Here is a 25,014-nt window from a genome sequence, read left to right as displayed (position 1 = left end):
ATATAAGCGCTTACATATATATGGCAAGATCAATGGGCTCCTGCATTTCCACTTATCATACCATACAACCCCTAAAAGCTCTTCTGTTTCCAGGCTCTTGATCCCGGCAACTATTTCCTTAGATTAGCATACATTCGTGCTCAATTGCAGTGACCAAAAGATGTATTCGTGGTAGAAAATATATAAAAAGGCCGCCACTGGCATGGCGGCCAAACTTGCAGATATGCTATATTACAAACGAACGGCGATATCAACGCCAGCCCTTTGCAGAGCTACTGATCATTTAAGGACGAGGTGTCTCTACCCCATTCAGAATCAGTTTAGGATGAATATCCGCGCTCAACGAAGCCGATACGGCACAGTATTTCTCTTCAGCCATTTGGATCGCTTTCCAGATGCGGTAATCCGGGATATCTCCGTCGACTTTGAAGATCAGGTCAATGGACGTAAAACCTTTTGGCATCCCTTCACTGCGCGTACCCTGAGCTTCAATCTCAATGCCGGTGATTTTGTCCAGGAAGGCATCCAAAATCATCGTAATATCGATTCCCATGCATCCTCCAAGGCCTGCAAGTAACAGTTCCATCGGGGTAGCACCCTGACTGTCACCACCATAAGCAGCGGTGGCATCCATGCCTACAGCATATCCAGAGGGTCCTTCGGAAGTAAACGCGCGTTTGCCTTTCCATACGGTTGTTACATTCATGATGTTATCCTTCTTTCTTAGAATTCAGTAATTTGCTGCAAAAATTTCCGTGTTCGTTCATGTACCGGATGCTCAAAAAACGCCTGCGGACTGGCTTCTTCCACGATCGAACCATCTGCCATAAACACGATTTTATTGGCCACATTTCGGGCAAATTTCAATTCATGCGTAACCACCAGCATTGTCATGCCTTCCTGCGCCAATTCTTTCATGACCGAAAGAACCTCGCCTACAAGTTCCGGGTCAAGAGCTGAAGTCGGCTCATCAAACAGCATCACTTCCGGCTCCATGGCAAGTGCACGAGCAATCGCAACCCGCTGCTGTTGTCCACCCGACAAGCGGGATGGATAAGCATCCTGCTTGTCCGACAGACCTACACGATCCAGCAGAATGCGACCGCGTTCTGCCGCTTCGTCGCGTTTGATTTTTTTTACCGTCACGGGGCCTTCCATCACATTTCCCAGTACCGTTTTGTGCGGGTAAAGGTTGAATTGCTGAAACACCATGCCGGTCTGACGGCGGATCTCAAGCACCCGTGAGCGCTGAACTCGCAGCGGATCGGTACTGTCCACGACAATGCCGTTCACTTCGATCTTTCCGCCGGATAGTTCCTCAAGTCCATTCAGACAGCGGAGCAATGTACTTTTGCCTGAACCACTGGGTCCTAGCAGCACTACGATATCTTTTGCATTCACGTGCAGATCAATATTCGTGAGTACTTCATTATTCCCGAAATGTTTCTTCAATCCTGTCGTAGTAATCATCGGTTCTCTCCCCCTATCAGTAAGCCCGCGCCAACCGGCGCTCCACTTGTTCCAGAATGGCCGAGAAGCCGATACTCATAATCCAGTACATCACACCGATTGCAAGATAAAAAGGCATATTAACATAATATTGTGCGACCAGCAGCTGTGCCGACCGAAGCAGCTCCGTTACTCCGATGGTTGCCACCAGTGACGTTTCCTTCAGCATACCAATAAACGTATTCCCCATCGGTGGAATGGCAATACGGACAGCCTGAGGAAACACGATCCTTTTCATGGTTTGGAATGGAGTCATTCCCGTTGCGTAAGCTGCCTCTGTCTGGCCTTTCGGTACAGCTTGAATGGCACCCCGGAAAGTCTCAGACAGGAATGCGCCTGCATTCAAGCTCAATCCCAGACACGCTGCCGTTAGCGACCCCAAGGTTACGCCGTAATCGACCAATCCGAAATAAATAACGAATAATTGCACCAGCAGCGGGGTTCCTCGCATGATCGATACGTAGAATCTTGCGATTAACCGGAGCCACATTGGCCCCTTAAGACGTGCAACGGCAACGAGCACTCCGATAATAAACGCAAAAAACATAGATATTACAGTTAAATACAGTGTGTAGTATGCCCCCTTCAAAAAGAAGGGGATATTCTGATATACCAGTTCCATGATTTAAACTTCCCTTCGCCTTGCAGGTTCATTATTGCGCAGGCTCTTCACCAAACCATTTTTTGAAAATGGTATTGTACGTGCCATCATCCTTCATACCTTGGAGAGCATCATTCAATGCAGCAACAAGTTCCGGATTGTTTTTGCGAACGGCGATGCCGGCTTGATCACTCTTGATCGGTTCACCTACGGCCTTGATGTCGAATCCATTGGCATCCACGATTGGTTTCAGTGCATACAGGTTGTTGATGGTCGCATCAATTCGTCCAGCATTCAGATCTTTCAGTGAAGAAATGACATCGTCATAGGTCTTAATGGTGAAGTCTCCCACTTTCGGAAGCACTTCATTACGCAGGTAAGTTTCATCATTCGTGCCCAGACCTACGCCAATCGTTTTCCCTTTGAAATCTTCGAGTTTGGTAATATCGTTATTATCACTTTTCACAATGATTTTGACTTGGTTTGTGATGTAGCCTTCACTGAAGTCCAGTGCCTGTTTCCGTTCATCGGTGATCGTCATCTGGCTGATTACGGCATCAATTTTCTTGGATTGCAAACTCGGGATCAGACCGGAGAACTCCTGGGATACAAATTCAACTTCAACCCCAAGACGCTTGGCTACCTCACGTGCGATATCCGCATCAAAGCCGTCCATTTCCTTTTTATCATTCAGGAAGTTGTACGGTGCATAGGTTCCCATCATCCCCACTTTCATGGTACCAGCCGACTTGATCTGTTCCAGTTCATTACTCGCTTTTGCTTCATTACCGCTACCACTATCAGTTGTTTTGCTGCCACATGCACTTACTACCAGCACGACCATAAGCAGAATTGCCGTCAGCATCCAACTTTTGCGCATTTTTTTGCCGTTACTTGGTGTTCCATTATTCATCACGTTAACTTCCTCTCATTCATGTGGTTAATAGTTGTACCCATTATTCCCTGCTTCTGTCTCAATCATGTAAAAAAAGACCTCGGTACCGGCACATCGTTACGTGCCCAGCAAACCGTAAAATTCAAAGCTTGATGCTTCCGCAGCGAGCGATTGTGCTGTCTTGGCTGATATGCCTTCATGCAGCTCCGCGGAGCCAAACAGCCAGCGGGAGATCATGCCTTCAATCATGCTCACCAGTAGAGCAGCCCGTACAGGCACATCCATGGATGGAGGCAGCATGCCAAGTTCGATTGCACGTTCCATGTTATGGCGGAACGCCGACTCCACAGCGCCCCTTGTATCCTCAACCAGACGTCGTACCGACTCTTCGGTCACGATGCCCTTCAGCAGCAGCTCCATAAAGTAACGGTTGTCTGCGGCAAAAGAGAACAAGCTGATGAACAGTCGCTCTGACGCCTTGACCATATCCTCCACTGATCCTGCATCCTTGCGATACCCCTGACCGATGGCTTCAAGAAGCTTCTCTCTGCCGGTTAACACAATCTCTTCAGCAATGGCTTCCTTGCTCTTGAAATGCCAATAAAACGTCCCTTGGGCTACGCCAGCTTCACGAACAATATCCGATATTTTGGTCTGATGGTACCCATGAGTTGCAAATCGCTGCAACGCAATACGTATAATCTGATCCCGGCGTTCTTCCCCGGGTTCCTTAGGATTTCCTTTGGACATTTCAAAACCCTCCCGATTGATCAGTCAGTCAGTTAACTATATCCTATTGGATAACTAGGTTATTGTCAATATGGTTTTAAACAATCAATTCAACGCATAAGTTGAAGTTGGACACGTTTCTGATCATAATAGATGATAGCCTTGTTCTGCTGAACAAGCACTGTCAGTCAAGCAGAGCAGACCACGTTCTGTCATCTGCATTTCAAGGAGGAAGAGAATTGGACATTTTATCATCCATTATTATGGGCATCATCGAAGGTTTGACTGAGTTTTTGCCCGTGTCCTCAACCGGACACATGATTCTGACCGCCCATTTGCTGGGATTATCGGAGGACAACGAGTCAGTCAAAACGTTTGAGGTGGTTGTTCAACTCGGTGCTGTACTTGCTGTCGTTGTGCTCTACTGGAACAAATTCATTGACATGTTCCGCTTCACTGGAGGCAAGAGGAGCTACTCCCAACGTCTGAACCTCGTACATATCTTTTTGGCGATGGTACCGGCCGTAGTCATTGGACTTGTTTTTCGGGACTGGATCAAGGCACATCTTTTTGGGCCAGAGACCGTATTGTACAGTTTGGTCATCGGTGGGATCTTGATGATTGTAGCTGAGCGCTGGAGCCACCGCAGTGATCGAATCACAACACATGATGTGGACGATATTACGTATAAACAGGCATTTGTTGTGGGTCTTTTTCAGATTTTGGCGTTGTGGCCAGGCTTCTCCCGTTCCGGTTCAACGATCTCCGGCGGATTGTTCGCAGGGGTAAGCCGTGTTGCTGCTGCTGAGTTCACCTTCCTGGTGTCCGTTCCCATCATGATTGGAGCAACAGGATACGACCTCTACAAAAGCATCGATCACCTGAATGGTAGTGACTTCCCTATCTTTGCGATTGGATTTATCGCTGCATTTATCGTAGCCATGCTCGCCATCAAGACGTTCCTGTCCATTTTGAAAAAACTCAGTCTGACCGTCTTTGCGATCTATCGCTTTGTGCTGGCAGCCGTGTTCTTTTTCATTTTGATGATGTAATTACAGTAAAAAGTAAACCCAAAAAGGCGACACGCGTTCCATCTGGAACCTGTGTCGCCTTGTTCATTCCTCTTATACCTTGGATTCCAGCGTCTCCAGGTATTCGGAGATTTGTGTAGGCGTTTTTGCCCATTTGCTATGCAGGTGGGCAATCTTCTTGCCGTTCTGGAACACGAGCAAACTTGGAATGCCGCGTACCGCATTCTCCTCAGCCAGCGGTTGGAATTCCTCTGCATCCATTGCATAGAAGGTTTTGTCCGTGTGCTGATCTACAACTTCGCCAATAAAGCGATCGAGGTTTTTGCAGTCTGGGCACCAGTTTGTATCAAATTTGATGACGGTCAATCCGTCTGAATTAATGGTATCACGGTATTGTTGTTCACTTTGAATTCTTTCCATATGTCTTCTCTCCCTTGTACAATTCTTTATGGTTGACCTCTATTGTACCTCTTATAGTTACAATTGCAATAGGCAGTCTGGCTTATCAGCGGTGCTGCTTGTACAGATTGGCCGGAACATGTTTCCGTATTTCTTGAATTTCCGCATCCGTAAGTGGTGCAGATTCGGAAGCTTCAATATTGTGCAGCAGCTGTGCTCGGGAACTTGCCCCAGGCACGACAGCAGCTACTGCGGGATGGGACAAGGCATACCGAATTGCGGTTTGCGCCATGCTTCGCTCGTTTGTAACCAACCGGCTCAAGCCTTCACGAATGGCAAGCAGCTGATCCGGCGTATAGTCCAGATAACCTTTCTCTACCTTGGAAACACCGGAATCCGCCAGTACTCCGCTGGCGACAGGCCCGCGGGCAATGACACTGATTCCCTTTTGTTCAAGCAAAGGCAGCACTTCTTCCTCAGCCCGGCGATCCGCGACACTGTATTGGTTCATCACACTGACAATGGACGCCCTTCTGACATATTCCCGAATCACATTAGGTCGAATCGAGGATATCCCATAATACCGAATCAGCCCCTCCTGCTTCAGCTCCTCGAAAGCTTCTATTGTTTCTTCGATTGGATCGTCCAATGTACCGCCATGCAGCTGATACAGGTCGATATAATCAATCTGCAAGCGTTTCAGGCTGTCATGGACAGCTTGCTTGATGTACGCCTTGGACGGATCCCATGACCAGCCCTCTTTCCCTGGCAAACGACGATTACCCACCTTCGTTGCCACAATCACCTGCTCACGGCGTCCCTTAATCGCTTGCCCTACAATTTCCTCATTACGTCCTGCATCGTACAGGTCAGCTGTATCCAGCAGATTGACACCACGATCCAGTGCTTCATGAATCAGGTCTACAGCGGGCTCCACTTCGGTTCCGAGCGACATACAGCCCAGTCCAATTTCTCCGACGTACAGTTCAGATGAGCCCAGACGGTTTTTCTTCATGTGTGTACATCCCCTTTCATACGTTCTGCAAGTATCCATTGTATCATTCTTCCTGGTAAAAATCGCATCTCAGGGTGCAATGAAATAAACACAGAAAAGCCCGGAACCTTAACAGCCCCGGGCTTCGCTTGTGTGTGCTCACACTGTGAGTCTAATTTATGTCTACTCGTTGTACCTTATTGCTTCCATTTGAGGAATTGGAGCCTTTCATCATGCCAGAAACCGTTGAAAACAGTTTATCTCTGGCCTGCTTGTTCCTCATCAGATAGGTCACGCCTGCACCAATGGCCGTCATAATAATTCCGCTTTTTTTAGACATGTGTTTTTCCTCCTTAAGGGATTGATGTACATCGTGTCTTGCTTGAAATTTACCCTTTGTGAGAAAAACGAAACGGCTATGTCACGCCAGTCATATCTCGTTTTGACGATGCAGGATAAGCTCCTGAATGTATGCAGCCTTATGGTTATCACAAAAAAATGACCCCTAACTTTCAGAGGTCACCTTCATTAGCTCTTTAACTATAGATCAATCAGACGGAGGTGCTACATGGGTCATTTCTTCGTGTTTGTAGGTCGAACCATCCGCAGTCAGGTAGAAGTGTCCGATGGGATGTAAATCTTCATCCAGCTCGTAAACAAGCGGAATGCCCGTGGGAATGTTGAGCGCCATGACATCGGCTTCCGACATCTCATCCAAATGCATGACGAGAGAACGAAGTGTATTCCCGTGCGCAGAGATCAGTACCCTTTTCCCGGCCGAAACCATTGGTTTGATCTCGCTGTTCCAGTACTCCAGAACCCGCTTGGACGTATCCATCAAGTTCTCCGTACGGGGAATCGTACAACCCAGACGCTTGTACTTGTCCAGATCCTGCACATAACGTTCATCTGTTTCATCAAGCGGTGGTGGAGATACGCTAACGGAGCGTCTCCATTCCATAACCTGATCTTCTCCGTACTTGACAGCAGTTTGCTGTTTATTCAATCCTTGCAGAGCACCATAATGACGTTCGTTCAGCTTCCATGTCTTTGTGATCGGAATCCACATCCGGTCCATCTCATCAAGCGCAATGTCCAGCGTTCGAATGGAACGTTTGAGTACCGAAGCATAAGCGTAGTCAAAATCAAAACCCCGTTCCTTTAAAATTTTGCCAGCTTTACGGGCTTCACCATACCCGTCCTTTGTCAGGTCCACATCGGTCCAACCCGTGAATCGGTTCTCCACATTCCACATACTCTGTCCATGACGAATTAATACCACTCTGTACATTGCCGTACCTCCTTCCTTGAAACCATTACCCGCATGTACTGCGGGATATGCCTAAGAACACAAACTACATTAATAGTATGGAGCCATCATCAGGTAAACGACTACACCTGTGGAACTGACATACAACCAGATCGGCATCGTCCAGCGAGCAATTTTGCGGTGTTTCTTCAATTGATTCGTCCAGCCCCAGACGAGGGTGAACAAAGCCAACGGCACAATAATGGCTGCAAGGATACTGTGGGTAATCAAAATGAAGAAGTAAATGGATCGAACCATGCCTTCTCCACCGTATTTAGACGTTTCCGGAGAGAGATAGTGGAATGACAAATACGTGACAAGAAACAGCAGTGTTGTGGAGAACGCAGCAAGAATAAATCGTTTATGGAGCTTTACGTTCTTTTTGATAATAGCAATCAGCGCGGCAAGCAGGAAAATGAAGGTGAAGCTGTTAAATACGGCATTGAACCGCGGCAGAACGGTAATATCAAAGGCCACATCCCCTTTGTATCCGATCGACGGTGCGAAGAACAACAATAAAATAATGACATTGGCGAGAATGGAAATGGTAATAATGATACCTGCAAAATTTTTATTACTGGTCGGGGTTGCCGAATTGGATTGAATATTCGAATCCCCTTTGTTATGTTTGCCCAATGCAAAATCCTCCTCATATGCTAACTTCTATGTTCTATGTCATTATATCTCGCGGCCTGCCCCCTGTTAAGTGACAACACTCTGAACAAAAAGCGCTTCATATGCATATAAAATGCCCGTAACAGCTTGTTTTCATCCGAATGTCGCCAGTCAACAGTTTACCCAGAACAGTCTTTATGGTATAATTAATGCAATTAATCACATACGCGTTGAAACTGGAGGAGCCTGTCACCAAGGGCCCCTCTTTGTCTTTTTCATGGCATATTTGGGCACTGCTATTTGCGCCTTTCTATGCCATTTTTTGTGTTCTGGGCAAGGAATGAAGCGCCCTTGGTATGGCAACCTTATAAACGCTACTGCTGGAGAGGAGTACACTTATGGAATTCATTTTGGTTCTTGCATTAATTCTGATTTTCACCAAGCTTGCTGGAGATCTATCCGTAAGACTTGGGCAACCCTCAGTACTAGGAAAGCTCATTGTTGGTGTTGTTCTGGGACCTGCTATTCTGGGGTGGGTTCAACAATCCGATTTCGTTCACTACATGGCTGAGATCGGTGTTCTGCTGTTAATGTTCATTGCCGGACTTGAGACGGATCTGGATCAACTGAAAAAAAATTGGAAGGCTGCCTTTGCTGTTGCAGTCGGTGGGATCATTCTTCCATTTATCGGAGGATACGGTGCTGCTATAGCTTTTGGAATGTCCCAAACTCATGCACTTTTCTTTGGACTTTTATTCTGTGCCACGTCTGTAAGTATTTCCGTCCAGACACTAAAGGACATGGATCAGCTCAGTTCACGTGAGGGTACTACAATTCTCGGTGCAGCTGTAGTCGATGACGTTCTGGTGGTTGTACTGCTTGCTGTCATGATGAGCTTGCTGGGTACGGGTGCAGGCGACACGTCAATCAGCCTACTTATTGGTAAAAAGTTATTATTCTTCGTTATTATTATCGCTGCCGGCTGGTTCCTTGTCCCTCGAATCATGAAGTGGATGGCACCTCTCAAAGTTACAGAGACTGTCATTACTACAGGATTAATCATCTGTTTCGGATTTTCTTATTTCGCTGAATGGATGGGCGTTGCCGGAATTATTGGTGCATTTGCGGCGGGTATTGCCATTTCTCAAACTAATTTCAAACATGAAGTTGAAAGCAAAGTTGAGCCCATTGCCTATAGTATTTTTGTACCGGTATTCTTCGTAAGTATCGGTCTGAATGTTACTTTTGACGGTGTAGGTTCCCAAATCTGGTTTATCATTGCGATCAGTTTAATTGCTATTGTGACGAAGCTGCTGGGCGGAGGAGCCGGCGCACGGCTTACCGGGTTTGATCGCGTTTCGTCTCTGGCCATTGGCTCTGGCATGATTTCTCGGGGTGAGGTTGCACTTATCATTGCCTCAACCGGACTTGCTTCTGGCTTGCTCGACCCTGAATATTTCACCAGCGTTGTCATTATGGTTATCGTAACTACGCTCGTTACTCCTCCTTTGCTCAAAATAACCTTTGCTCGCAAAAAAGGAGAAGCTCGTGTTGAACAAGGGATTGAGGAAGCTCATTTGAATGGATAGTTACGGGAATACCAACGGGAATAAACCAATATTGTAATCATTAAAGTTTGCTATAATTTCATCAGATTAACCATTTAGGTCGTGAAGCACACGCCGCTTTGAACCATTGCTCACCTTCGAATCCGGAGGAATAAGCATGTTCAAGGCGGTTTTTTGTATTAGCTTCGCAAACCTTAATAAGCTAGGTTACTTTAGTCGGGGTTGATATAAAGCTTCTAGAAAAACAAAAAAAGACCGCTCTAACTACAAGAGGTCTTTATCCTCAACCCGACACTTACACAAGTTGTCCCATTTTAAGTTAACACACCAACGTAAAAACCGATTGATATAAACACAACGCACCAGATGAATGCCCCGATCCCGGAGATCAGTACATATTTTCCGATGGCCATACGGCTAATGCCCGAGAAGCAGCACATCAGATGACGAATGCCTGGAATAAAGTATCCGAGGATAATGGACCAGTACCCATACTTCAGGAACCAGCCCTCCACCCTCCCCAGCCGCTTGGGGTTCACCCCTACCCACTTGCCATACTTTACGACGAGAGGTCTGCCTGCCTTTTTGCCAATCGCATAGCTGAGCAGTCCTCCCGTAAATGCACCACCAAAGCTGACAATGATCGAAACGGAATAGTTAAGGACCGAGATGGAGGCGAGATAACCGACAAAGGTCATCATCACCTCATCCGGAATGGGCATGCCAATGACACCCAGAGCGAGCAATCCATAGATTGCGAAATACCCATATTGACCAATAAACTCTTTAGCAATTTCCATGACTGACTCGCTCCTTATTTCGGTTCCACGATGTCCTTCTCATGAGGCGCCAACACCTGTTTCAGAGATGGGAATCGAATTTGGCTGACCATTAGACCGGATAATACAACGATAACAAGATAGGCTACACCATGGGTGAAATAAGGACTCCAGAGCGCGAAAAAGGACATCAATCCACCTGCGAACGTGATTGGCATTCCCACAAATCCCGTGGTTGCTGTCTTCTGGCAGTTGTAACGGGCCAGACGCAAGGCGCCACATACCGGGAACAATGCCGTCAATGCCATGCCAAGCACACTCACTTCGTTCATAGAATTCAGATACAGAATCAGCACCGGGGCTGTTCCGAAGGAAATGACATCCGCCAGGGAATCCAGCGCCTTGCCGAACTCCCCCTCACAATGCAATTTCCGTGCGGCAAAGCCGTCAAACAGGTCAAAGAACATGGCAACCCAAATCATCGTCACGGCCAGAGCGAACTCACCATGAATGGCCATAATGACTGCGAGCATGCCAGAAGTTAAATTGCCCAACGTTAAAATGGACGGTAAAGATTTCATAAGACTTGACTCCCTTTCGTACTAAGCATTAGGAAAAATAATATAGAAGCGGACTCCGTCCGGCGTGTTCTCCACTCCATAACTGCATCCGTGCAGATCCAGAATCTGCTTCGCTATGGCTAGGCCCAGCCCGGTTCCTCCCATTTTGCGATTACGTGATCGCTCTACCCGATAAAATCTCTCCCAGATATACTGGCGTTCAGCTTCCGAGATCCCTTCGCCTTTATTCTCGATGGAGATTCTTACCTGTCCTTCCAGTCTGCTGATCTCAATCATTATATCGGTCTGCGGCAGCGCATGACGTATAGCATTCATCATCATGTTATAAATCACTTGCTCCAGCTTGCTTCGATCTCCTTCAACGGTCTGCTCTGTGGTGGAGACAAGCACGATTTCGAGCCCTTTTTCCTTCAGCTGCGGGCCGAGACGCCCGGCAATCTCCTCGATCATGTCTCCAAGGACAACTGCACCAGTATTCAGCTTGATGGCCTGGGATTCGAGCCTAACGAGATCCAGCATTTCTTCAACCATCGTTTCCATTTTGACTGCTTCATCGGCAATGATCTCAATGTAACGCTCGCGCTTGTTCTCGCTGACCCCATCCTTCAATCCTTCGGAATATCCCTTGATGATACTGATGGGCGTTTTGAGTTCATGCGATGCATCGGCAAAAAATTCACGCTGCCGCTGCTCAATCCGCTGCTTCATCTCCATATCGGTCCGCATTTGACGATTTGCCTGCCTGAGTTCCTCCAGCGTCTGCCCCAATGTGGTTGATAGAGCATTCAAGCTATCGGACAAACTGCCAATTTCATCATTGCGTTTGATCGGTGATTTCACGGAGAAATCAAGCGTCGACATTTTTTTGGCCACATGGTTCAGCGCAAGCAAAGGTTTCGTGACAATTCTGGACAATAACAGGGAAAGAAACAGAATCAGCACAAACGCACCCATACCAAAGTATGCATAGAACAAACGTGTTGCTTCATTCGCTTCCCGCATCTCCTGCAGGGAAGTCAGGGAGAAAATAAGCTGCTGCTGCGGCCCGTTTTTGTGGACTGGGGCAATGGTAATCACGTTCCGAACACCGCTCCAGCTATCCGTCCATTCTTCATTAAGCATCTTGCCGTTCGCCAAACTGAGCTGGTCCTCCGTTGAGAGCGGGAAGCGGCTGTTCAGTGCCTGCACAAGCAGTCCCTGTCTCTGACTCCATGTTCCCAAATTGGGAAGCACCACTTCAGTCAATACACCAGACCATTCCTGAACCGGCTCAGAGAGCTCCTGAAAATCCTCCGTACCACGGGCAGCAGAATTGGTGTCCTGGATCTTCAACGGATAGACCATCGGTTCGTTTAATCCGCTGGCCGGACCGATAACAGTCAGCTCCTGACCATACTTCAGGTGAGTGGCAATCCAGCCCGCGTTCTCACTATTGATGAACAGGGATAGTGAGACCTTTACCTGACTGCCATCCTCGCGGAGCAGCGTAATGTGAAACGGATCGTTGACCAGTTTGCCCGTGCTTGTCAAAATCACCAGATGCGATTGATTCTGACGCATAAACTTTCCGGTTTCCTTGGCCAGTTGTACACTATCCCAATGTCCGCTGGAATACTGCTGTTCAAATTTCGCCAGTTTTTTCTTCATGCTGCTGATCTTCTGATGCTGGTAAAAGTCCGGAAACCAGACCAACTGGGCAGTCACCGATGTTCCGTATAAGAGAAGCAGAAAACCAGCCATAACCAGAAATAGCTTCATCGTTACGCCATTACGTCTCATGCCTCAGCCTCGAATCGATATCCCGTGCCAATGACTGTCCGGATACACTTGGCTTCATCTCCTAGTTTGCTGCGCAGCTTCTTGATGTGTGTATCCACAACACGGGAATCACCATCAAAGTCGTATCCCCAGACCCGGTTGAGGATGGCGTCCCGGGATAGAACGATTCCCTGATTACGTGCCAGGTAGAGCAGCAACTCATATTCTTTGGGAGCAAGCTCTACCTCTACTCCGTCCTTCTCCAGTCGTCTCGCCCAAGGATCAAGCAATGCGTGACCAAACCGGATCACACCCTGTTCCCTGCTGATCGCACCTTCGACTCGCTTCATTAACGTCTCCGCACGCGCAACCAGCACACGAGGGCTGAACGGCTTCGTAACATAGTCATCCACACCAAGGTTAAATCCATGGATCTTATCATCATCTTCAGACCTTGCGGTCAGCATTATAATAGGTACGGTGGATTGTGACCGAATATGCCCACACAGCGTCCATCCATCCATTTCAGGCATCAGTACATCCAGAATGACCAGATCCACTTCATGCAGATCCAGCAATTGGAGGGCTTCAATTCCATGCTCTGCCTCGATTACATTCCATTGTTCCTTTATAAAATAATCGGCCACAATTTCACGAATGCGGCTTTCGTCTTCCACGAGAAGCACTGTTCTCACCATGGCCGACTCTCCTTTTATCTTTCTTTTGCTAACATAACGATTCCGTGTGTCGTTCGTGTGTCCATCCATGTTCTGGAATGAACTCCATGTTATATACGATTAATAGCCGTTATAAGTTACTGAAATCTCAGCAATCCACACAAAAAGGCGGTTGCCAACGAGCCACCTTCGCCCATTGACAACCACCCTTCAGCTGAATCCATGTTCTCTTCCCGGTATCGCTTACCGCATCCGCTATTAGCGTTGTTGCTCCAAGCGGTGTGCCGCGTGCAACGTCGGGCCAACAAAACGATTAAGCGGGAATCCGCCAGCAATCGCTTGAGTAATGAAGGCTTTGCCTTCACGTACAGCCTCTTTTACCGATAAACCGCGCGCCAAACCAGCGGTAATCGCTGCAGAGGTTGTACAACCCGCCCCATGCGTATAACCGGAACCAACAACATCGGCCTCATACCATTCGTAGTTTTTGCCATCATAGAGAAGATCCATCGCTTTGCCAGGGGTAATCACACCTCTGTCCTTGATCAGAACATGCTTCGCCCCATGGTTGTGAATTACAGCAGCAGCAGCTTCCATCTGTTCTTTGGAACGGATCGGTCCGCTCTTAGCCAGTTGGGAAGCTTCAAACAAGTTAGGAGTCACAAGGTCAGCACCCGGCAGCAAAAATTCAATCATTGCTTCCGTATTTTCAGGCTGCAGCACTTCATCTGTACCTTTGCAGACCATTACCGGATCGATTACGATCTGCGGAAGGCCACTGCGGCGAACATGCTTCGCAACCAGTTCAATAATATCTACGGAACCCAGCATCCCCGTCTTCATCGCATCAAACCCGATCCCGTCCAAAACGGTACGGAGCTGTGCTTCCACTACATCCAGAGCCACAGGGAAAACCTGATGGTCCCACGTTTCAGGCTCCATCGCCACAACCGTAGTTAGTACGGTCATACCGTATACACCAAGCTCCTGGAATGTTTTCAAATCAGCTTGAATTCCTGCACCGCCGCTCGTATCCGAGCCGGCTATTGTCAATGTTTTTGGAATCGTCATGGTCGTCGCATTCTCCTTCGTGTTTCAGTTGACATTATCCTATCCCTTGTACGAGCGGATGTCAATGGCATCTGAAGCCATACGAAGCGCGGTTTTCCTGATCATTCAGTTCACATCTTTTGTCTCCAGTCTCACCATGGACAAGGAAGCGATCCAAAGGCCGATAGCGCCCAGAGTTAATGGAATTACGATAATCGAATTGATGGAAACACTCGGTCCATTAACACCGGAACATACCACGAGAACCAGGAAAATGGAGGATACCAATGTTGTCGTGGCTGAGTGTTTCCTCATGCCAAACAACAGAGGGATTAATGCCATCGCAGCAGCGGACAGCGAACTAATCGTGTATTTGATCAGCAGTTGAAGCGCTTCATTACCCGTCAGTTCGTTGGCAATGAAAGGATAGAACTGATTTGTCGTCAGCAGGATTGCCCCCATGAGCAAATTGGTGAACATAATCATGAAAAAGGTGAACAGAAACACAATGATCAGCTTCGCTGCAATAATTTTGTGACGTTTGATTGGATAAGTAAACATCACATTCATCATTTTATTTTTATATTCGCTAATGACCAGTTTTGATAATAAGGCACCTGCAAAGATGATAAAGGTAGCCCGTGAAATTGTGTCAATCAACATAAACGAGAGGGGAAAGGTCATAAAGGCATAATCCTCAGCTCCCCAGTCCACCAAGCCGATCATAAGCAGGAACAGGAGGATACCCACATTGGCAATTGCTGCGTATCCGAAAAACCGGGCAAATTGATGCTTACGCATTTCCAATAAAATAAGTTTAAGCAACGTCCCCATCCCCCTTCACAAGGTTTAAAAAATGCTCCTCCAGTGAATGAGACCGCTTGAAAATAGATTCAATTTCGATCCCGTACTGAACCAGTCGGCCCGTCAATTCGGATGGAGCCACACCGGGGTCGTATATGCGAACTGTACGTTCATCGACCAACTTATAGTTACTCAAAGCAAGCTGATGCTCAATGACATAGATCGTCTTGCGGGCATCAATCACCTGCAGCTCAATGTATTCGCTCTGAGTGCCGCGAATGCTCTCCATGGACACTTCTTCTACCAGGCGACCACCACGAATCACCCCTACCGTATCGGCAATTTGCTCAATCTCGCCCAGAATGTGACTGGAGATGAGCAGAGTAATTCTATACTCCGTACTGAGGCGTTTGAACAGGTCTCGCATTTCCTTGATTCCAACAGGGTCCAGTCCGTTGATGGGTTCGTCGAGAATGAGGAATTCAGGCGTGGTAATCAGTGCCCGAGCAATGCCCAGCCGCTGTCTCATACCGAGAGAGAAATCACGTACGGGTTTATTGTCTGTATTTTTCAGTCCTACACTCTCCATCATCTGATCAATAACCTTTTTATTATGAAACCCCATATACTCACAGTGGAGCTCCAGGTTATCCCTAGCGGAAAGTCTATCGTAGAAAAAAGGATATTCGATGATGCTGCCTATTCGCTTCAGTACTTCATAAGAGCTAGGGGTAAGCTTCTCACCGAACAATTCAATTTCCCCTACGGTGGGCTTGACCAGGTTGGTCAACATTTTCATAATGGTCGTTTTCCCGGCTCCGTTCGGTCCTAAAAATCCGTATATTTCACCTTGCTTGATATTCATATTGACGTTGGATACGACCTCCGTACCTGCGTAGGTTTTGGTCACACCGATGGTGCGTGCAATATATGTCATCTCTTCTTGTTCTCCTTTACGATCCCTGACGGGTTCTTATATCTGTATTGTAAAGAGAAAAGTCTGCTTTTTTATTAATCAAATCTTACAAAAAACTTAAGTTCGTCAGAAGCATAAAAAAGGCAACTAACGAGATTTTAGAGAGATTGTAAATGAAGTCCGCTCATATGGTACACTGCGCAGCTCAATGCGTCCCCCCATCCGTTCGACAAGTCGCTTCGTGATGGTGAGGCCAAGCCCACTTCCATGATAGAGACGGTTACGGGAATCCTCCAGCGTATACATTCGCTCAAAGACACGGTCGTGTTCCCTTTCCGGAATGCCTTTGCCCCTGTCCCAGATTTGCAGCATGACCTCCCCGCTATTCGGTTGTTCAAGCAAAAGGCCCAATACCTTACCATCCGCACCATATCGCATCGCATTGGTAATCAGATTATCCAGCACCCGGTCAAGTGCATCCACATTGCCAGTCACGAACAAATCCCCTTCCGGAATAGACAGCTCCACTTGCAGACCCTGATTCGTTAACATTTCATAAAAGGAAAGCATCTTCACCCTGCATAATTCACTAAGATTTACCCGAGTCAAGGCAAGTTCGGTATCCCCAGACTCCAGCTTCGCCAGATCAAAAAAGGAATGAATCAGACGCAGCACCTCCTGCGCTTTATCCTGAATCTTGCGGATCATGACTTCCCGTTCCTGATCGGTTAATGAAGAACTATGGAGCAGTGTTTCACTGTAGCCCATGACTACCGTGAGAGGGGTCTTCAAATCGTGTGAAATGTTGGAGAGCATATTGCGGATTTCTTTCTCCTGATTGGCATATCGTGCACCAGTCCGGTGTGCGTAATCCAGCAATTCGTTGATATCCCCCAGCAGCAGGCGAATCTGGGCATCGCTGCTAAAGACCAGCAGACGCTCATATGTGCCCTCACCCAGAATGCCTCCCAGCTTCTGATGAATATATGATAATTGCCGGCTGCGTTTATTCAGCTTCACGGCAAGTGAGATGACAACCATGATGAGAACACCGGTTAAGATGCACAAAAGGATGGTCACTTGGGTTCCACCTCCAGCTTATAACCGATACCCCACAACGTTTTGATATACTGTGGTGCCGATGGATCCGTCTCAATCTTTTCGCGCAGACGGCGCATATGTACGTTAATGATATTTTCGTCCCCATAATACGGATCGTTCCACACTGACGTATAGATCTGTGCCTTCGTAAACACTCTGCCAGGATGCGTAACAAACAACTTAAGAATGCCAAATTCCTTGGATGTCAGTCTTACAGGGACACCTTCCCGCTCCACCTCATAGGTGTCCATATCGACCACCAGCCCGCCAATTTCAATACGCTGATCCTTGGCTGCTGTCGTATTGACAGGCTGTACCGTATAGTTGGCACGACGAATCGCCGCCTTGATTCGCGCAGTCAATTCGATTAGGGAGAATGGCTTGCTCAGATAGTCGTCTGCACCAAAACCTAGCCCGAATGCCTTGTCCACTTCCCCATCCTTCGCGGATAGTATTAATACAGGGACAAGACTGGCAGCTCTGATGGTCTGCAGTACGTCCATGCCGCTTCGGTGCGGCAGCATGAGGTCCAGTATGACAAGATCATAAGCAGGCTGTGCTTGCTGGAACTTGTGCTCTGCCTCTAATCCGTCATATGCATACGTGACGTTGTAGCCCTCTTTCTCCAAATATGGCCCAACCATCTCACTAATCGAACGATCATCTTCTACGAGCAGCAAACGGTGACTTGACACGTGATTTCCCCCAACTTTTTTTCTTTTATTACCTCACAGTTCACCTGAATTGGCAATGCGTGAAGCAACACTTCTTCGAACTTCATCTGAAATAGGTACAAAAAAGGCAGGAAGGCCACCTGTGTTTCAAGGCGGCTCCCCTACCGGATCTGTCGTACTCTATTTATATTGTCTCGCTTCGTATCCAGCACAGCCCAATCGTACCTGCGCCTGCATGAATGCCTACCACAGGGATAAAAGGCATAATTTCAGTCTTCAGCCGTGGAAGCAGATCGGCAATTTGCTGCTTGATCGTGATTGCTTCTTCCTGATTATCAGCGTGCATGATACACACATGTTTTACTTTTTCCACGTCTACCTTCAGCACCTCCAACATTCGCTGTTTGGCTCGCTTGAAGGTACGAATCTTCTCGTTTACAACGACCTTCCCCTCTTCAAATCGTAAGAGCAGGTGAATTTTCAACAATTGGCTGAGTACAAGCTGTGTGCCTGACACGCGCCCACTGCGGTGAAGGTGCTGAAGACTGGCCGGAATGAGGTAAAAGGACATATTATCCATCATCTGTTCAATGTGAATCTTGATTTCAGATACTGTACATCCCTGTTTCTGCTTTTTCACACCTTGCAAAATCATCTCCCGCAGCGGATATGCCCCCGCTCTGGAATCAATTGCAGTTATCGATACTCCAGCAATCTCTGCCGCCTGCATTGAGGTATGCAGCGTCCCGCTAAGCGCAGTTGAGCAGTGAATGGTGATAATCTCGTCATACTGACCTTTTAGCGATTCATACAGTTCAATAAACTCACCTATAGGCGGCTGAGAACTGCTTGCCCTTGGAGCCTCCGCAAGCTTTTCATAGAACTGTTCTGATGAGATGTCCTCGGTCTCCCGATAGCATTCCTCTCCTAATACGACGCGCAGCGGTACAATGTATACGTGATTTTGCTCTGCAAACAGTGGATCGAGTGTGCTGGTACTGTCGGTAACCCATGCAATTTTTTTCATTCCAACCTTCTCTCTTGCCGGATTGTTGAAGCTGTATCCTCCATCGTCAGGCACATGCCCGGCGGATTATTTTAAATTTGAATAGCTCATATTGTAAACGTTTACGTCCTTACTCCTCAATTATAAAGGACCGGGCAGACCGCTGTCTTGTGGCGCATTGTTGAACAGCCCTGTTTCTTCCGGGATATCCCAAAAAAATGTCTTGCCTGTGAAGGAATAAATTGGTATGCTGTTGTCCTTCTCTCTTTTTCGCCTTGACTGAAGTGAACGGAACCGCCGTTCAATCCACTTATCGGAGGTGTCATATGCTTTATCTCACGCTGGCTTCCAAAGCCTACGCCCGGAATCTGCAATATCGCGGGGCACACATGGTACATAACCTGGCAAGCGCCATGTTCGGTTACATGTATGCCTGCCTATGGATCGGCATCGGGGCCGATCACTCTCTCGGGGAATACGGGACACAGGGGATGGTCAGTTACATTGCGTTTACGCAATCCTCTCTCTGGATCTCAGGTTTCCTCACCAACGGACTCGGAATCCCCCTTACGGTCAGGACAGGACAGATCGCGCTGGATCTTATGAGGCCGGTGCATCTGTTTACTCACCTTATGGCACGCGAATGGGGACAGATTGCCTACCAGTTCGTGTACAAAAGCATTCCGATCTACCTGCTGTTCTCCATCGTTTTTTCCCTGCAATGGCCCACAGAAGCTTCAACCCTGTTATTTGCCGCGCTTGGTCTTGCCGGCGCATCCTACTTATCCATCTGCATGAATTACATTATTGGGGTCACTGCAATATGGACGACCGAATCATCCTGGCTTCACTGGGGCAATCACGCCCTGATGAATTTGCTGGCTGGTTTCTTCATCCCGCTCGAATGGCTGCCTGAGTGGCTGGAACGTCTGGCCTGGTTATCACCCTATCCTTTCCTGCTCTATGTTCCTACCCGAATCTATCTCGGTTTTGAAGATGGCTCCTTGCTCTGGGGAACCTTGCTTTGGTGTGCTCTAATGACCCTGATCTGTCTGGTCATCACCCGTGTGATGCGCCGTAAAGTGGAGGTGCAGGGCGGATGAAACGAACTTCCTGGGTCCATTTATATAAAATACTGATTCGAACGAGCATCCGCAGCCGGATGCAGTATAAGTTTAATTTCATATTGGCATCCATCCTGGCCGCACTGATTCAAATCTCCGAGTTTCTCATGGTTGCTCTGGTGCTGCATCGATTCGGTGCAATTAAGGGCTGGTCTCTCCATGAGATCGGCTATCTGTTCGCAATCATGACATTATCCAAGACGCTGTACCGTACGTTCGGGAACGAGGTTCATCATCTGGAAAAATATTTGGTCGGCGGCGAACTGGATCAACTGTTGACACGACCTATGCCTGTCCTGCTCGCACTGCTGCCGCAGAATTTCCGCATTATGATTGGCGAAGTGCTTCAGGGCGGATTTATTCTATGCTGGTCTCTGGCGGGTATGATGCACAGCGGGCAGATCGGCTGGACGGTCATTCCTCTCTCCCTGCTGATTATTCTGACCGGAGCCATCATCCTCTTCTCTATAGGGCTGGCTACAGCGACACTGGGGTTCTGGACTACACGCATTGAGGAACTGCAGACCATTACAGAAGATGCAGCCCGTACGGCTGCTCAATATCCGCTAACGTTATACCCCAAGTGGATGTCCGGCATTCTGCTGACCGTCATTCCGGTTGGATTCGTCAACTATATCCCCTCCCTTTATCTGCTGCGGGGTCAAGGAGGAGCGTGGGTGCTTGCGGCGATTGCGGCTGTTGCCGTTCTGTGTCTGGCCGCCAGTCTGCGCTTCTGGAAATACGGTATCACCAAATATCAAAGCACGGGAAGCTAAGGAGGGTTCTTACCATGAACATGATCACAGCGAGGCAACTGCAAAAGGAATTCAAAACACCTGTCGTTCGCGAAGGCCGGTTCTCCGGACTTCGGACACTATTTTCACGTGAATACCTGTCCAAAGAAGCTGTACGTGATATCAGTTTCGATATTGCGAAAGGAGAGTTCGTTGGATACATCGGGCCGAATGGTGCAGGCAAATCGACGACGATCAAAATGTTAACCGGTATCCTCCACCCGACTTCGGGTGAAGTTCTTCTGGCCGGAATGAATCCCCATCAGCAAAGGCGCCAAACGGTAAGACGACTGGGAGTCGTGTTTGGACAGCGCAGCCAGCTCTGGTGGGATCTGCCCGTGAAGGATTCGTATGATATTCTGGCCGAAATGTACGGTGTACCTGCTGAACTCAAAAAGAAACGGCTGTCCCAGTTTGCCGAACTGCTGGACCTTGAATCCTTCTGGGCCACTCCTGTCCGTAAACTCTCCCTCGGACAGCGGATGCGTGCAGATCTCGCAGCTTCCATGCTGCATGATCCGGAACTGCTTTTTCTCGATGAACCCACGATTGGGCTGGACGTGAACGCCAAACGGAACATCCGCCAGTTTCTGCGGACATTAAATGAAGAGTTTGGCAAAACCATTTTGCTGACGACGCATGATATGGATGATATCGAGCAGTTATGCAGTCGGGTGATGGTCATTAATCATGGCCAGCTCACATATGACGGTACGATCTCCTCTCTGCGGGACACGATTGGTCTGCCCACGATTATCCGGGTGACTTACCGAGGGGCGTTTCATATCCAGGACTCCATACCTTCTGCCATACAGATTACAGGTGTGGACGGACTGGTCGTTACTGTACAAGTTAACCGAAAAGAGTGGAGTACAATGAATATTCTGAAGCAGCTGGAACAATGGGGCGAAATTATCGATGTGGAGATGAAAGAACCGGATTTCGAGGATATTATCCACCAGGTATACTGATGGGCCCATTTTGGACAGATCTGGATGAGGGCCTGTTCGGATGCCGTTACATGCAGAAAGGACATGACGTACTGTAGTAACGGAGGTGAGTTCATGCTTGTCACTAAACATGTATTAGCAGCGTCCAGCACACACTCCACTCCCTACTACATGGTACGTGGTGCAGCGTCTGGCCCCGTGATGGTTGTCACTTCCGGCGTTCATGGAAACGAAACCGCAAGCATGGCTGCTGCACAAAAACTCGCAGATGATTGCACGGCAGGTCGGCTTTTCATTCAGCGCGGACTTCTAATTATCATTCCACGAGTGAACCAGAAGGCTTATGGCAAAAAAATCAGGGGCAATCCTGATCTGAACAGAACATTTCCCCGCCGCATATCTGCCAAAGCCAAGCATCCACTTGCGTCTGCCGTCTTTCGTCTGGCTCGTGAACATGGAGCAGACTGGTGGATCGACCTGCATGAAGCCAATGGATTGTCCCAGCTCAGTTCCCGTGTATTGGGTCAAACGCTGATTACCAATCCCGGAAGCCGTGCCGTTCCGACATGCAGGAGAATAATTGAACACATGAATCGTTCCATCGCCATTCGTGATCGGCATTTCAATCTGAAGCAGCATGAGCTTCCTGGATCTGCCCGGACAGCTGCGGCCAGATTGCTGCAGGCCCGTTCCGTTACCGTTGAAACCTGCTGGAGCCTGAAGCGATCGGTACGAATCAAGCACCAGACGAGAATTGTACATCACTTTTTGCGGGAAGCCGGCTTCATATGAAATGAGTAACCTCCCAATTCCAGCATGATGTGGAGCAATATCTCGATTATTTGTACAGAACATATAAGTAATCATTATGAGAAAACCCGTCATACGTGGTACATCAGCCCTGATTGGCTTGTACTTTCGTCTGACGGGTTTTAACGTTTAACTGAGTATTCTTCTTTTAATTGCTGGAAGCATTCTCTACGGTTACCTTGGTTCTCGGCATCGCATGCATGGCCCCTTCGGTTACATGGACCTGTACGACATATATGCCCGTTTCCTCGAACGCATAGTTGGCCTCATAAATTCCATCCCCTGTGGATTGAGCAGTAATCGCTCCCTTAGCTTCAAGATCCTCAGGATTCATCATTCCCTGATCCTCAGCTGGTGCTGCTGGTTCATCTTTTTCATTCCACACCTGAAATTGCACATGGTCTGCATCATCCACGGGCTGACCTCCCTGCGTCAGTTTAATCTGCAGGGCAACATCATCCTGGATTGACACCTTATCCGGTACCATGAGCTGCACCTTAATCATCTCCAATGTATCCGTGCTCTGGGATTGCTTATCATTGGAGCAGCCCACAGCCGTAAGGAGCAGAATGATAATTAACGGCATGAACCAACGGACTTGTCCACTCATCCATCATCTGTCCTTTCTTATAAAGAAGATTTTGGTGTTTTGCCAATTCCCCACAACATTACAATTATGATGATAAACGCAATCAGGGCAAGCAATGGAATCGTGATGAAACCAAACCAGTTCAAATAGTCGGTATAGCAAGGAATCTGCCCACAAGCGACGGAATTGCCAGTAGCCGAATAGATGCGCTGAATCGTAACATGATATAACGAGATCCCACCTCCAATGAAACTTAGTGGCAGTACATATTTGGTGATCCCTACATCATCCTTGAAGTAGGCAATCCCAAGCACTATGGTCAGTGGATACATGAAAATTCGCTGGAACCAACATAGATCACATGGAATATATCCCTTAATCTCGCTGAAATATAGACTTCCTCCCGTCGCGATGACGGATACGGCCCATGCGATAAACAGCCGGGTATCCACACTTCTTGCCGGACGCTCGGGTTTTGATGATGCACTCATTCATCTGGCCTCCTCTGCATTTTGAAATATCATAATACCTCATTCATGACGCAAGGGCTATTCAAGCCGTTATGTAGGGTGTTACATGATGATTATTATACCAAATATTTGAATAAATTTGAGTTCATTTATGGTCACATTGGATTTGTTCATCCGGTTCCATTCCCTTGACACTTGCGTACGTATTCCCCCATTCACACATCGTGTTTAATACCGGAATAAATGATCGTCCAAGTTCAGTCAAACTATATTCCACTTTTGGCGGTACCTCTCTAAAAATTTCCCTACGGACAAGTCCATCGCCTTCCAACTGTTTCAATTGATCGGTTAAGACCTTTTGTGTAATTCCAGGCATCAATTCATAAAATTCCTTGGTTCTTACCGATTGTTGACTCAGAAAGAAAAGGATCAGACACTTCCATTTTCCGCCGGCGATATCCATAAAAATATTTATTCCAGTATTATATTTAACCAATGTGCCTTCACTCCCCAATAGATACTTTAATGTGGCTATACCACCTTTTTGTGCGTTATTTTCTCTTTTGTTATTGCCTACTATAATTCAAAAGAGCCCTAAATAACAACGATGGAGATGGTCTTATGAGTGTACAAACCATTTTGGAACAAAGACGTTCCGTTCGACATTTTGATTCAAGTTATACGATAAGCCCAGAGATTCTGACAAACCTCATTGAATCTGCAAGTAAATCACCGAATGGGAATAATATTCAAGCCACCCGATACCTTATTATTGATGATCCAAAGTTGCGAAGTACTTTGCTGCCTATCGCTTTTAATCAACAACAGGTGGTCGATGCTTCGGCGCTGGTGGTCATGCTGGGAGATTACCGGGCATTTGAGCAAGATAACATCATTAAAATCCACGAAGAAGGCTTCCAGGCAGGTTTTTTTGATGAATCGCTCAGAGATTATCTGGCGAATGCTGCAATACAGTACTATGCAAATAAATCGGATGAAGAGCTAAAGTTGGAGTTAACCCGAGATGTAAGCCTGGCCTCAATGTCATTTATTCTGCTGGCAAACGAAGCCGGTTTCGAAACCATTACCATGTCAGGTTATGATTCCGCCCAATTAAAAACCAGCCTGAATATTCCCGAAAGATATTTGGATGTCATGCTGATCGCGATTGGCAAAGGTACGAAAAATGGACATCAAACGGTACGTCACCCTGTAAATAAAATTATGTATCGAAACTCCATCACCTCTTTAGTATAACAACATAAAAAAGCTGCCGTATGG

General features: G+C 47.5%; 30 protein-coding genes. 7 read left to right on the top strand and 23 right to left on the bottom strand.

The window, feature by feature from the left end:
• Positions 1-283: 283 nt before the first annotated feature.
• From ABGV42_RS19950 to ABGV42_RS19930, 5 genes are all read right to left on the bottom strand, one after another.
• Positions 284-706, bottom strand: coding sequence for an OsmC family protein (locus ABGV42_RS19950; RefSeq protein ID WP_347383376.1), 423 nt, complete (start codon positions 704-706; stop codon positions 284-286).
• A 17-nt stretch (positions 707-723) separates the two neighbouring features.
• Positions 724-1,470 carry an amino acid ABC transporter ATP-binding protein gene (locus ABGV42_RS19945; RefSeq protein ID WP_347383375.1) on the bottom strand — a complete coding sequence of 249 codons (747 nt, stop codon included), beginning with the start codon at positions 1,468-1,470 and terminating at the stop codon, positions 724-726.
• Between the two features lie 16 nt (positions 1,471-1,486).
• Positions 1,487-2,131 carry an amino acid ABC transporter permease gene (locus ABGV42_RS19940; RefSeq protein WP_347383374.1) on the bottom strand — a complete coding sequence of 215 codons (645 nt, stop codon included), beginning with the start codon at positions 2,129-2,131 and terminating at the stop codon, positions 1,487-1,489.
• Positions 2,132-2,162: 31 nt separating this feature from the next.
• Positions 2,163-2,990, bottom strand: a complete 828-nt coding sequence (locus ABGV42_RS19935; protein ID WP_431523682.1) for a substrate-binding periplasmic protein — start codon at positions 2,988-2,990, stop codon at positions 2,163-2,165.
• 132 nt (positions 2,991-3,122) lie between these two features.
• Positions 3,123-3,755 carry a TetR/AcrR family transcriptional regulator gene (locus tag ABGV42_RS19930; RefSeq protein ID WP_347383372.1) on the bottom strand — a complete coding sequence of 211 codons (633 nt, stop codon included), beginning with the start codon at positions 3,753-3,755 and terminating at the stop codon, positions 3,123-3,125.
• 242 nt (positions 3,756-3,997) lie between these two features.
• Between ABGV42_RS19930 and bacA the strand changes: the two genes are divergently transcribed.
• Complete coding sequence (bacA, locus tag ABGV42_RS19925; protein WP_347384438.1) at positions 3,998-4,786, top strand: undecaprenyl-diphosphate phosphatase; 789 nt, start codon at positions 3,998-4,000, stop codon at positions 4,784-4,786.
• 72 nt (positions 4,787-4,858) lie between these two features.
• Here bacA and ABGV42_RS19920 read toward each other — a convergent pair whose 3' ends face one another.
• The 5 genes from ABGV42_RS19920 to ABGV42_RS19900 all read right to left on the bottom strand — a co-directional run bounded on the left by ABGV42_RS19920 (position 4,859) and on the right by ABGV42_RS19900 (position 8,103).
• Positions 4,859-5,185, bottom strand: coding sequence for a thioredoxin family protein (locus ABGV42_RS19920; RefSeq protein WP_347383371.1), 327 nt, complete (start codon positions 5,183-5,185; stop codon positions 4,859-4,861).
• A gap of 85 nt (positions 5,186-5,270) precedes the next feature.
• A complete protein-coding gene (locus ABGV42_RS19915) occupies positions 5,271-6,179 on the bottom strand; it encodes an aldo/keto reductase (protein WP_347383370.1) in 909 nt (302 codons plus the stop codon).
• A 151-nt stretch (positions 6,180-6,330) separates the two neighbouring features.
• On the bottom strand, positions 6,331-6,498 hold the full coding sequence (locus ABGV42_RS19910; RefSeq protein WP_347383369.1) for a hypothetical protein: 168 nt from the start codon (positions 6,496-6,498) through the stop codon (positions 6,331-6,333).
• A gap of 207 nt (positions 6,499-6,705) precedes the next feature.
• Complete coding sequence (gene gpmA, locus ABGV42_RS19905) at positions 6,706-7,449, bottom strand: 2,3-diphosphoglycerate-dependent phosphoglycerate mutase (protein ID WP_347383368.1); 744 nt, start codon at positions 7,447-7,449, stop codon at positions 6,706-6,708.
• 69 nt (positions 7,450-7,518) lie between these two features.
• On the bottom strand, positions 7,519-8,103 hold the full coding sequence (locus ABGV42_RS19900) for a DUF420 domain-containing protein (RefSeq protein WP_347383367.1): 585 nt from the start codon (positions 8,101-8,103) through the stop codon (positions 7,519-7,521).
• 377 nt (positions 8,104-8,480) lie between these two features.
• Between ABGV42_RS19900 and ABGV42_RS19895 the strand changes: the two genes are divergently transcribed.
• Entirely contained in the window at positions 8,481-9,671 is a 1,191-nt protein-coding gene (locus tag ABGV42_RS19895) for a cation:proton antiporter (protein ID WP_347383366.1), read from the top strand.
• 293 nt (positions 9,672-9,964) lie between these two features.
• On the opposite strand, the gene ABGV42_RS19890 is transcribed toward ABGV42_RS19895, so the two are convergent.
• The 10 genes from ABGV42_RS19890 to ABGV42_RS19845 all read right to left on the bottom strand — a co-directional run bounded on the left by ABGV42_RS19890 (position 9,965) and on the right by ABGV42_RS19845 (position 19,017).
• Positions 9,965-10,450: a DedA family protein gene (locus ABGV42_RS19890; protein ID WP_347383365.1), complete on the bottom strand. Its 486-nt coding sequence runs from the start codon at positions 10,448-10,450 to the stop codon at positions 9,965-9,967.
• Positions 10,451-10,464: 14 nt separating this feature from the next.
• Complete coding sequence (gene pssA, locus ABGV42_RS19885; RefSeq protein WP_347383364.1) at positions 10,465-11,010, bottom strand: CDP-diacylglycerol--serine O-phosphatidyltransferase; 546 nt, start codon at positions 11,008-11,010, stop codon at positions 10,465-10,467.
• Between the two features lie 21 nt (positions 11,011-11,031).
• On the bottom strand, positions 11,032-12,789 hold the full coding sequence (locus ABGV42_RS19880) for a sensor histidine kinase (RefSeq protein WP_347383363.1): 1,758 nt from the start codon (positions 12,787-12,789) through the stop codon (positions 11,032-11,034).
• On the bottom strand, positions 12,786-13,466 hold the full coding sequence (locus ABGV42_RS19875) for a response regulator transcription factor (protein ID WP_347383362.1): 681 nt from the start codon (positions 13,464-13,466) through the stop codon (positions 12,786-12,788). The genes ABGV42_RS19880 and ABGV42_RS19875 overlap by 4 nt, the downstream gene beginning before the upstream one ends.
• Before the next feature lie 237 nt (positions 13,467-13,703).
• The gene (gene thiD, locus ABGV42_RS19870) at positions 13,704-14,516 is read right to left on the bottom strand and encodes a bifunctional hydroxymethylpyrimidine kinase/phosphomethylpyrimidine kinase (RefSeq protein WP_095292321.1); all 813 of its coding nucleotides are present in this window, start codon (positions 14,514-14,516) and stop codon (positions 13,704-13,706) included.
• Positions 14,517-14,621: 105 nt separating this feature from the next.
• Positions 14,622-15,320, bottom strand: coding sequence for an ABC transporter permease (locus ABGV42_RS19865; protein ID WP_347383361.1), 699 nt, complete (start codon positions 15,318-15,320; stop codon positions 14,622-14,624).
• Positions 15,313-16,236, bottom strand: coding sequence for an ABC transporter ATP-binding protein (locus ABGV42_RS19860; RefSeq protein WP_347383360.1), 924 nt, complete (start codon positions 16,234-16,236; stop codon positions 15,313-15,315). The genes ABGV42_RS19865 and ABGV42_RS19860 overlap by 8 nt, the downstream gene beginning before the upstream one ends.
• Positions 16,237-16,362: 126 nt before the next feature.
• Positions 16,363-17,256: a sensor histidine kinase gene (locus tag ABGV42_RS19855; protein WP_431523681.1), complete on the bottom strand. Its 894-nt coding sequence runs from the start codon at positions 17,254-17,256 to the stop codon at positions 16,363-16,365.
• Positions 17,257-17,291: 35 nt separating this feature from the next.
• Entirely contained in the window at positions 17,292-18,011 is a 720-nt protein-coding gene (locus ABGV42_RS19850) for a response regulator transcription factor (protein WP_347383358.1), read from the bottom strand.
• Positions 18,012-18,174: 163 nt separating this feature from the next.
• Positions 18,175-19,017, bottom strand: a complete 843-nt coding sequence (locus ABGV42_RS19845; RefSeq protein ID WP_347383357.1) for a DegV family protein — start codon at positions 19,015-19,017, stop codon at positions 18,175-18,177.
• A gap of 305 nt (positions 19,018-19,322) precedes the next feature.
• On the opposite strand from ABGV42_RS19845, the gene ABGV42_RS19840 reads away from it, so the two are divergent.
• The 4 genes from ABGV42_RS19840 (at position 19,323) to ABGV42_RS19825 (ending at position 22,656) form a co-directional block, all read left to right on the top strand.
• The gene (locus ABGV42_RS19840; RefSeq protein ID WP_347383356.1) at positions 19,323-20,099 is read left to right on the top strand and encodes an ABC transporter permease; all 777 of its coding nucleotides are present in this window, start codon (positions 19,323-19,325) and stop codon (positions 20,097-20,099) included.
• Complete coding sequence (locus ABGV42_RS19835; RefSeq protein WP_347383355.1) at positions 20,096-20,896, top strand: ABC transporter permease; 801 nt, start codon at positions 20,096-20,098, stop codon at positions 20,894-20,896. The genes ABGV42_RS19840 and ABGV42_RS19835 overlap by 4 nt, the downstream gene beginning before the upstream one ends.
• Positions 20,897-20,916: 20 nt before the next feature.
• Positions 20,917-21,885 (top strand): ABC transporter ATP-binding protein, encoded by a 969-nt coding sequence (locus ABGV42_RS19830; RefSeq protein WP_347384437.1) that lies wholly within the window; start codon positions 20,917-20,919, stop codon positions 21,883-21,885.
• Between the two features lie 93 nt (positions 21,886-21,978).
• Entirely contained in the window at positions 21,979-22,656 is a 678-nt protein-coding gene (locus ABGV42_RS19825) for a succinylglutamate desuccinylase/aspartoacylase family protein (RefSeq protein WP_347383354.1), read from the top strand.
• Positions 22,657-22,822: 166 nt separating this feature from the next.
• Here ABGV42_RS19825 and ABGV42_RS19820 read toward each other — a convergent pair whose 3' ends face one another.
• The 3 genes from ABGV42_RS19820 to ABGV42_RS19810 form a co-directional block, all read right to left on the bottom strand.
• Positions 22,823-23,284: a FixH family protein gene (locus ABGV42_RS19820; RefSeq protein ID WP_347383353.1), complete on the bottom strand. Its 462-nt coding sequence runs from the start codon at positions 23,282-23,284 to the stop codon at positions 22,823-22,825.
• Positions 23,285-23,301: 17 nt separating this feature from the next.
• Entirely contained in the window at positions 23,302-23,754 is a 453-nt protein-coding gene (locus ABGV42_RS19815) for a disulfide oxidoreductase (protein WP_347383352.1), read from the bottom strand.
• A gap of 124 nt (positions 23,755-23,878) precedes the next feature.
• Positions 23,879-24,229 (bottom strand): winged helix-turn-helix transcriptional regulator, encoded by a 351-nt coding sequence (locus ABGV42_RS19810; protein ID WP_347383351.1) that lies wholly within the window; start codon positions 24,227-24,229, stop codon positions 23,879-23,881.
• Positions 24,230-24,354: 125 nt separating this feature from the next.
• On the opposite strand from ABGV42_RS19810, the gene ABGV42_RS19805 reads away from it, so the two are divergent.
• The gene (locus ABGV42_RS19805) at positions 24,355-24,990 is read left to right on the top strand and encodes a nitroreductase family protein (RefSeq protein ID WP_347383350.1); all 636 of its coding nucleotides are present in this window, start codon (positions 24,355-24,357) and stop codon (positions 24,988-24,990) included.
• Positions 24,991-25,014: the final 24 nt, after the last annotated feature.

Origin of the sequence: Paenibacillus pabuli (assembly GCF_039831995.1) — a bacterium.
Classification (GTDB): domain Bacteria; phylum Bacillota; class Bacilli; order Paenibacillales; family Paenibacillaceae; genus Paenibacillus; species Paenibacillus pabuli_C.
The sequence above is the reverse complement of the archived record's forward strand: the minus strand, read 5'-3'. Positions and strand labels throughout refer to the sequence as shown.

Bases quoted from the DNA above. Each gene is read 5' to 3' on its own strand.
- ABGV42_RS19890 (WP_347383365.1), bottom strand. From the start codon at position 10,450: ATGGAAATTGCTAAAGAGTTTATTGGTCAATATGGGTATTTCGCAATC.
- ABGV42_RS19855 (WP_431523681.1), bottom strand. From the start codon at position 17,256: ATGGTTGTCATCTCACTTGCCGTGAAGCTGAATAAACGCAGCCGGCAA.
- ABGV42_RS19945 (WP_347383375.1), bottom strand. From the start codon at position 1,470: ATGATTACTACGACAGGATTGAAGAAACATTTCGGGAATAATGAAGTA.
- ABGV42_RS19935 (WP_431523682.1), bottom strand. From the start codon at position 2,990: ATGCGCAAAAGTTGGATGCTGACGGCAATTCTGCTTATGGTCGTGCTG.
- ABGV42_RS19820 (WP_347383353.1), bottom strand. From the start codon at position 23,284: ATGAGTGGACAAGTCCGTTGGTTCATGCCGTTAATTATCATTCTGCTC.
- gpmA (WP_347383368.1), bottom strand. From the start codon at position 7,449: ATGTACAGAGTGGTATTAATTCGTCATGGACAGAGTATGTGGAATGTG.
- ABGV42_RS19835 (WP_347383355.1), top strand. From the start codon at position 20,096: ATGAAACGAACTTCCTGGGTCCATTTATATAAAATACTGATTCGAACG.
- ABGV42_RS19940 (WP_347383374.1), bottom strand. From the start codon at position 2,131: ATGGAACTGGTATATCAGAATATCCCCTTCTTTTTGAAGGGGGCATAC.
- ABGV42_RS19875 (WP_347383362.1), bottom strand. From the start codon at position 13,466: ATGGTGAGAACAGTGCTTCTCGTGGAAGACGAAAGCCGCATTCGTGAA.
- ABGV42_RS19895 (WP_347383366.1), top strand. From the start codon at position 8,481: ATGGAATTCATTTTGGTTCTTGCATTAATTCTGATTTTCACCAAGCTT.
- ABGV42_RS19930 (WP_347383372.1), bottom strand. From the start codon at position 3,755: ATGTCCAAAGGAAATCCTAAGGAACCCGGGGAAGAACGCCGGGATCAG.
- ABGV42_RS19805 (WP_347383350.1), top strand. From the start codon at position 24,355: ATGAGTGTACAAACCATTTTGGAACAAAGACGTTCCGTTCGACATTTT.
- pssA (WP_347383364.1), bottom strand. From the start codon at position 11,010: ATGAAATCTTTACCGTCCATTTTAACGTTGGGCAATTTAACTTCTGGC.
- ABGV42_RS19920 (WP_347383371.1), bottom strand. From the start codon at position 5,185: ATGGAAAGAATTCAAAGTGAACAACAATACCGTGATACCATTAATTCA.
- ABGV42_RS19950 (WP_347383376.1), bottom strand. From the start codon at position 706: ATGAATGTAACAACCGTATGGAAAGGCAAACGCGCGTTTACTTCCGAA.
- ABGV42_RS19830 (WP_347384437.1), top strand. From the start codon at position 20,917: ATGATCACAGCGAGGCAACTGCAAAAGGAATTCAAAACACCTGTCGTT.
- ABGV42_RS19915 (WP_347383370.1), bottom strand. From the start codon at position 6,179: ATGAAGAAAAACCGTCTGGGCTCATCTGAACTGTACGTCGGAGAAATT.
- ABGV42_RS19815 (WP_347383352.1), bottom strand. From the start codon at position 23,754: ATGAGTGCATCATCAAAACCCGAGCGTCCGGCAAGAAGTGTGGATACC.
- ABGV42_RS19845 (WP_347383357.1), bottom strand. From the start codon at position 19,017: ATGAAAAAAATTGCATGGGTTACCGACAGTACCAGCACACTCGATCCA.
- ABGV42_RS19840 (WP_347383356.1), top strand. From the start codon at position 19,323: ATGCTTTATCTCACGCTGGCTTCCAAAGCCTACGCCCGGAATCTGCAA.
- ABGV42_RS19880 (WP_347383363.1), bottom strand. From the start codon at position 12,789: ATGAGACGTAATGGCGTAACGATGAAGCTATTTCTGGTTATGGCTGGT.
- ABGV42_RS19825 (WP_347383354.1), top strand. From the start codon at position 21,979: ATGCTTGTCACTAAACATGTATTAGCAGCGTCCAGCACACACTCCACT.
- bacA (WP_347384438.1), top strand. From the start codon at position 3,998: ATGGGCATCATCGAAGGTTTGACTGAGTTTTTGCCCGTGTCCTCAACC.
- ABGV42_RS19910 (WP_347383369.1), bottom strand. From the start codon at position 6,498: ATGTCTAAAAAAAGCGGAATTATTATGACGGCCATTGGTGCAGGCGTG.
- thiD (WP_095292321.1), bottom strand. From the start codon at position 14,516: ATGACGATTCCAAAAACATTGACAATAGCCGGCTCGGATACGAGCGGC.
- ABGV42_RS19860 (WP_347383360.1), bottom strand. From the start codon at position 16,236: ATGACATATATTGCACGCACCATCGGTGTGACCAAAACCTACGCAGGT.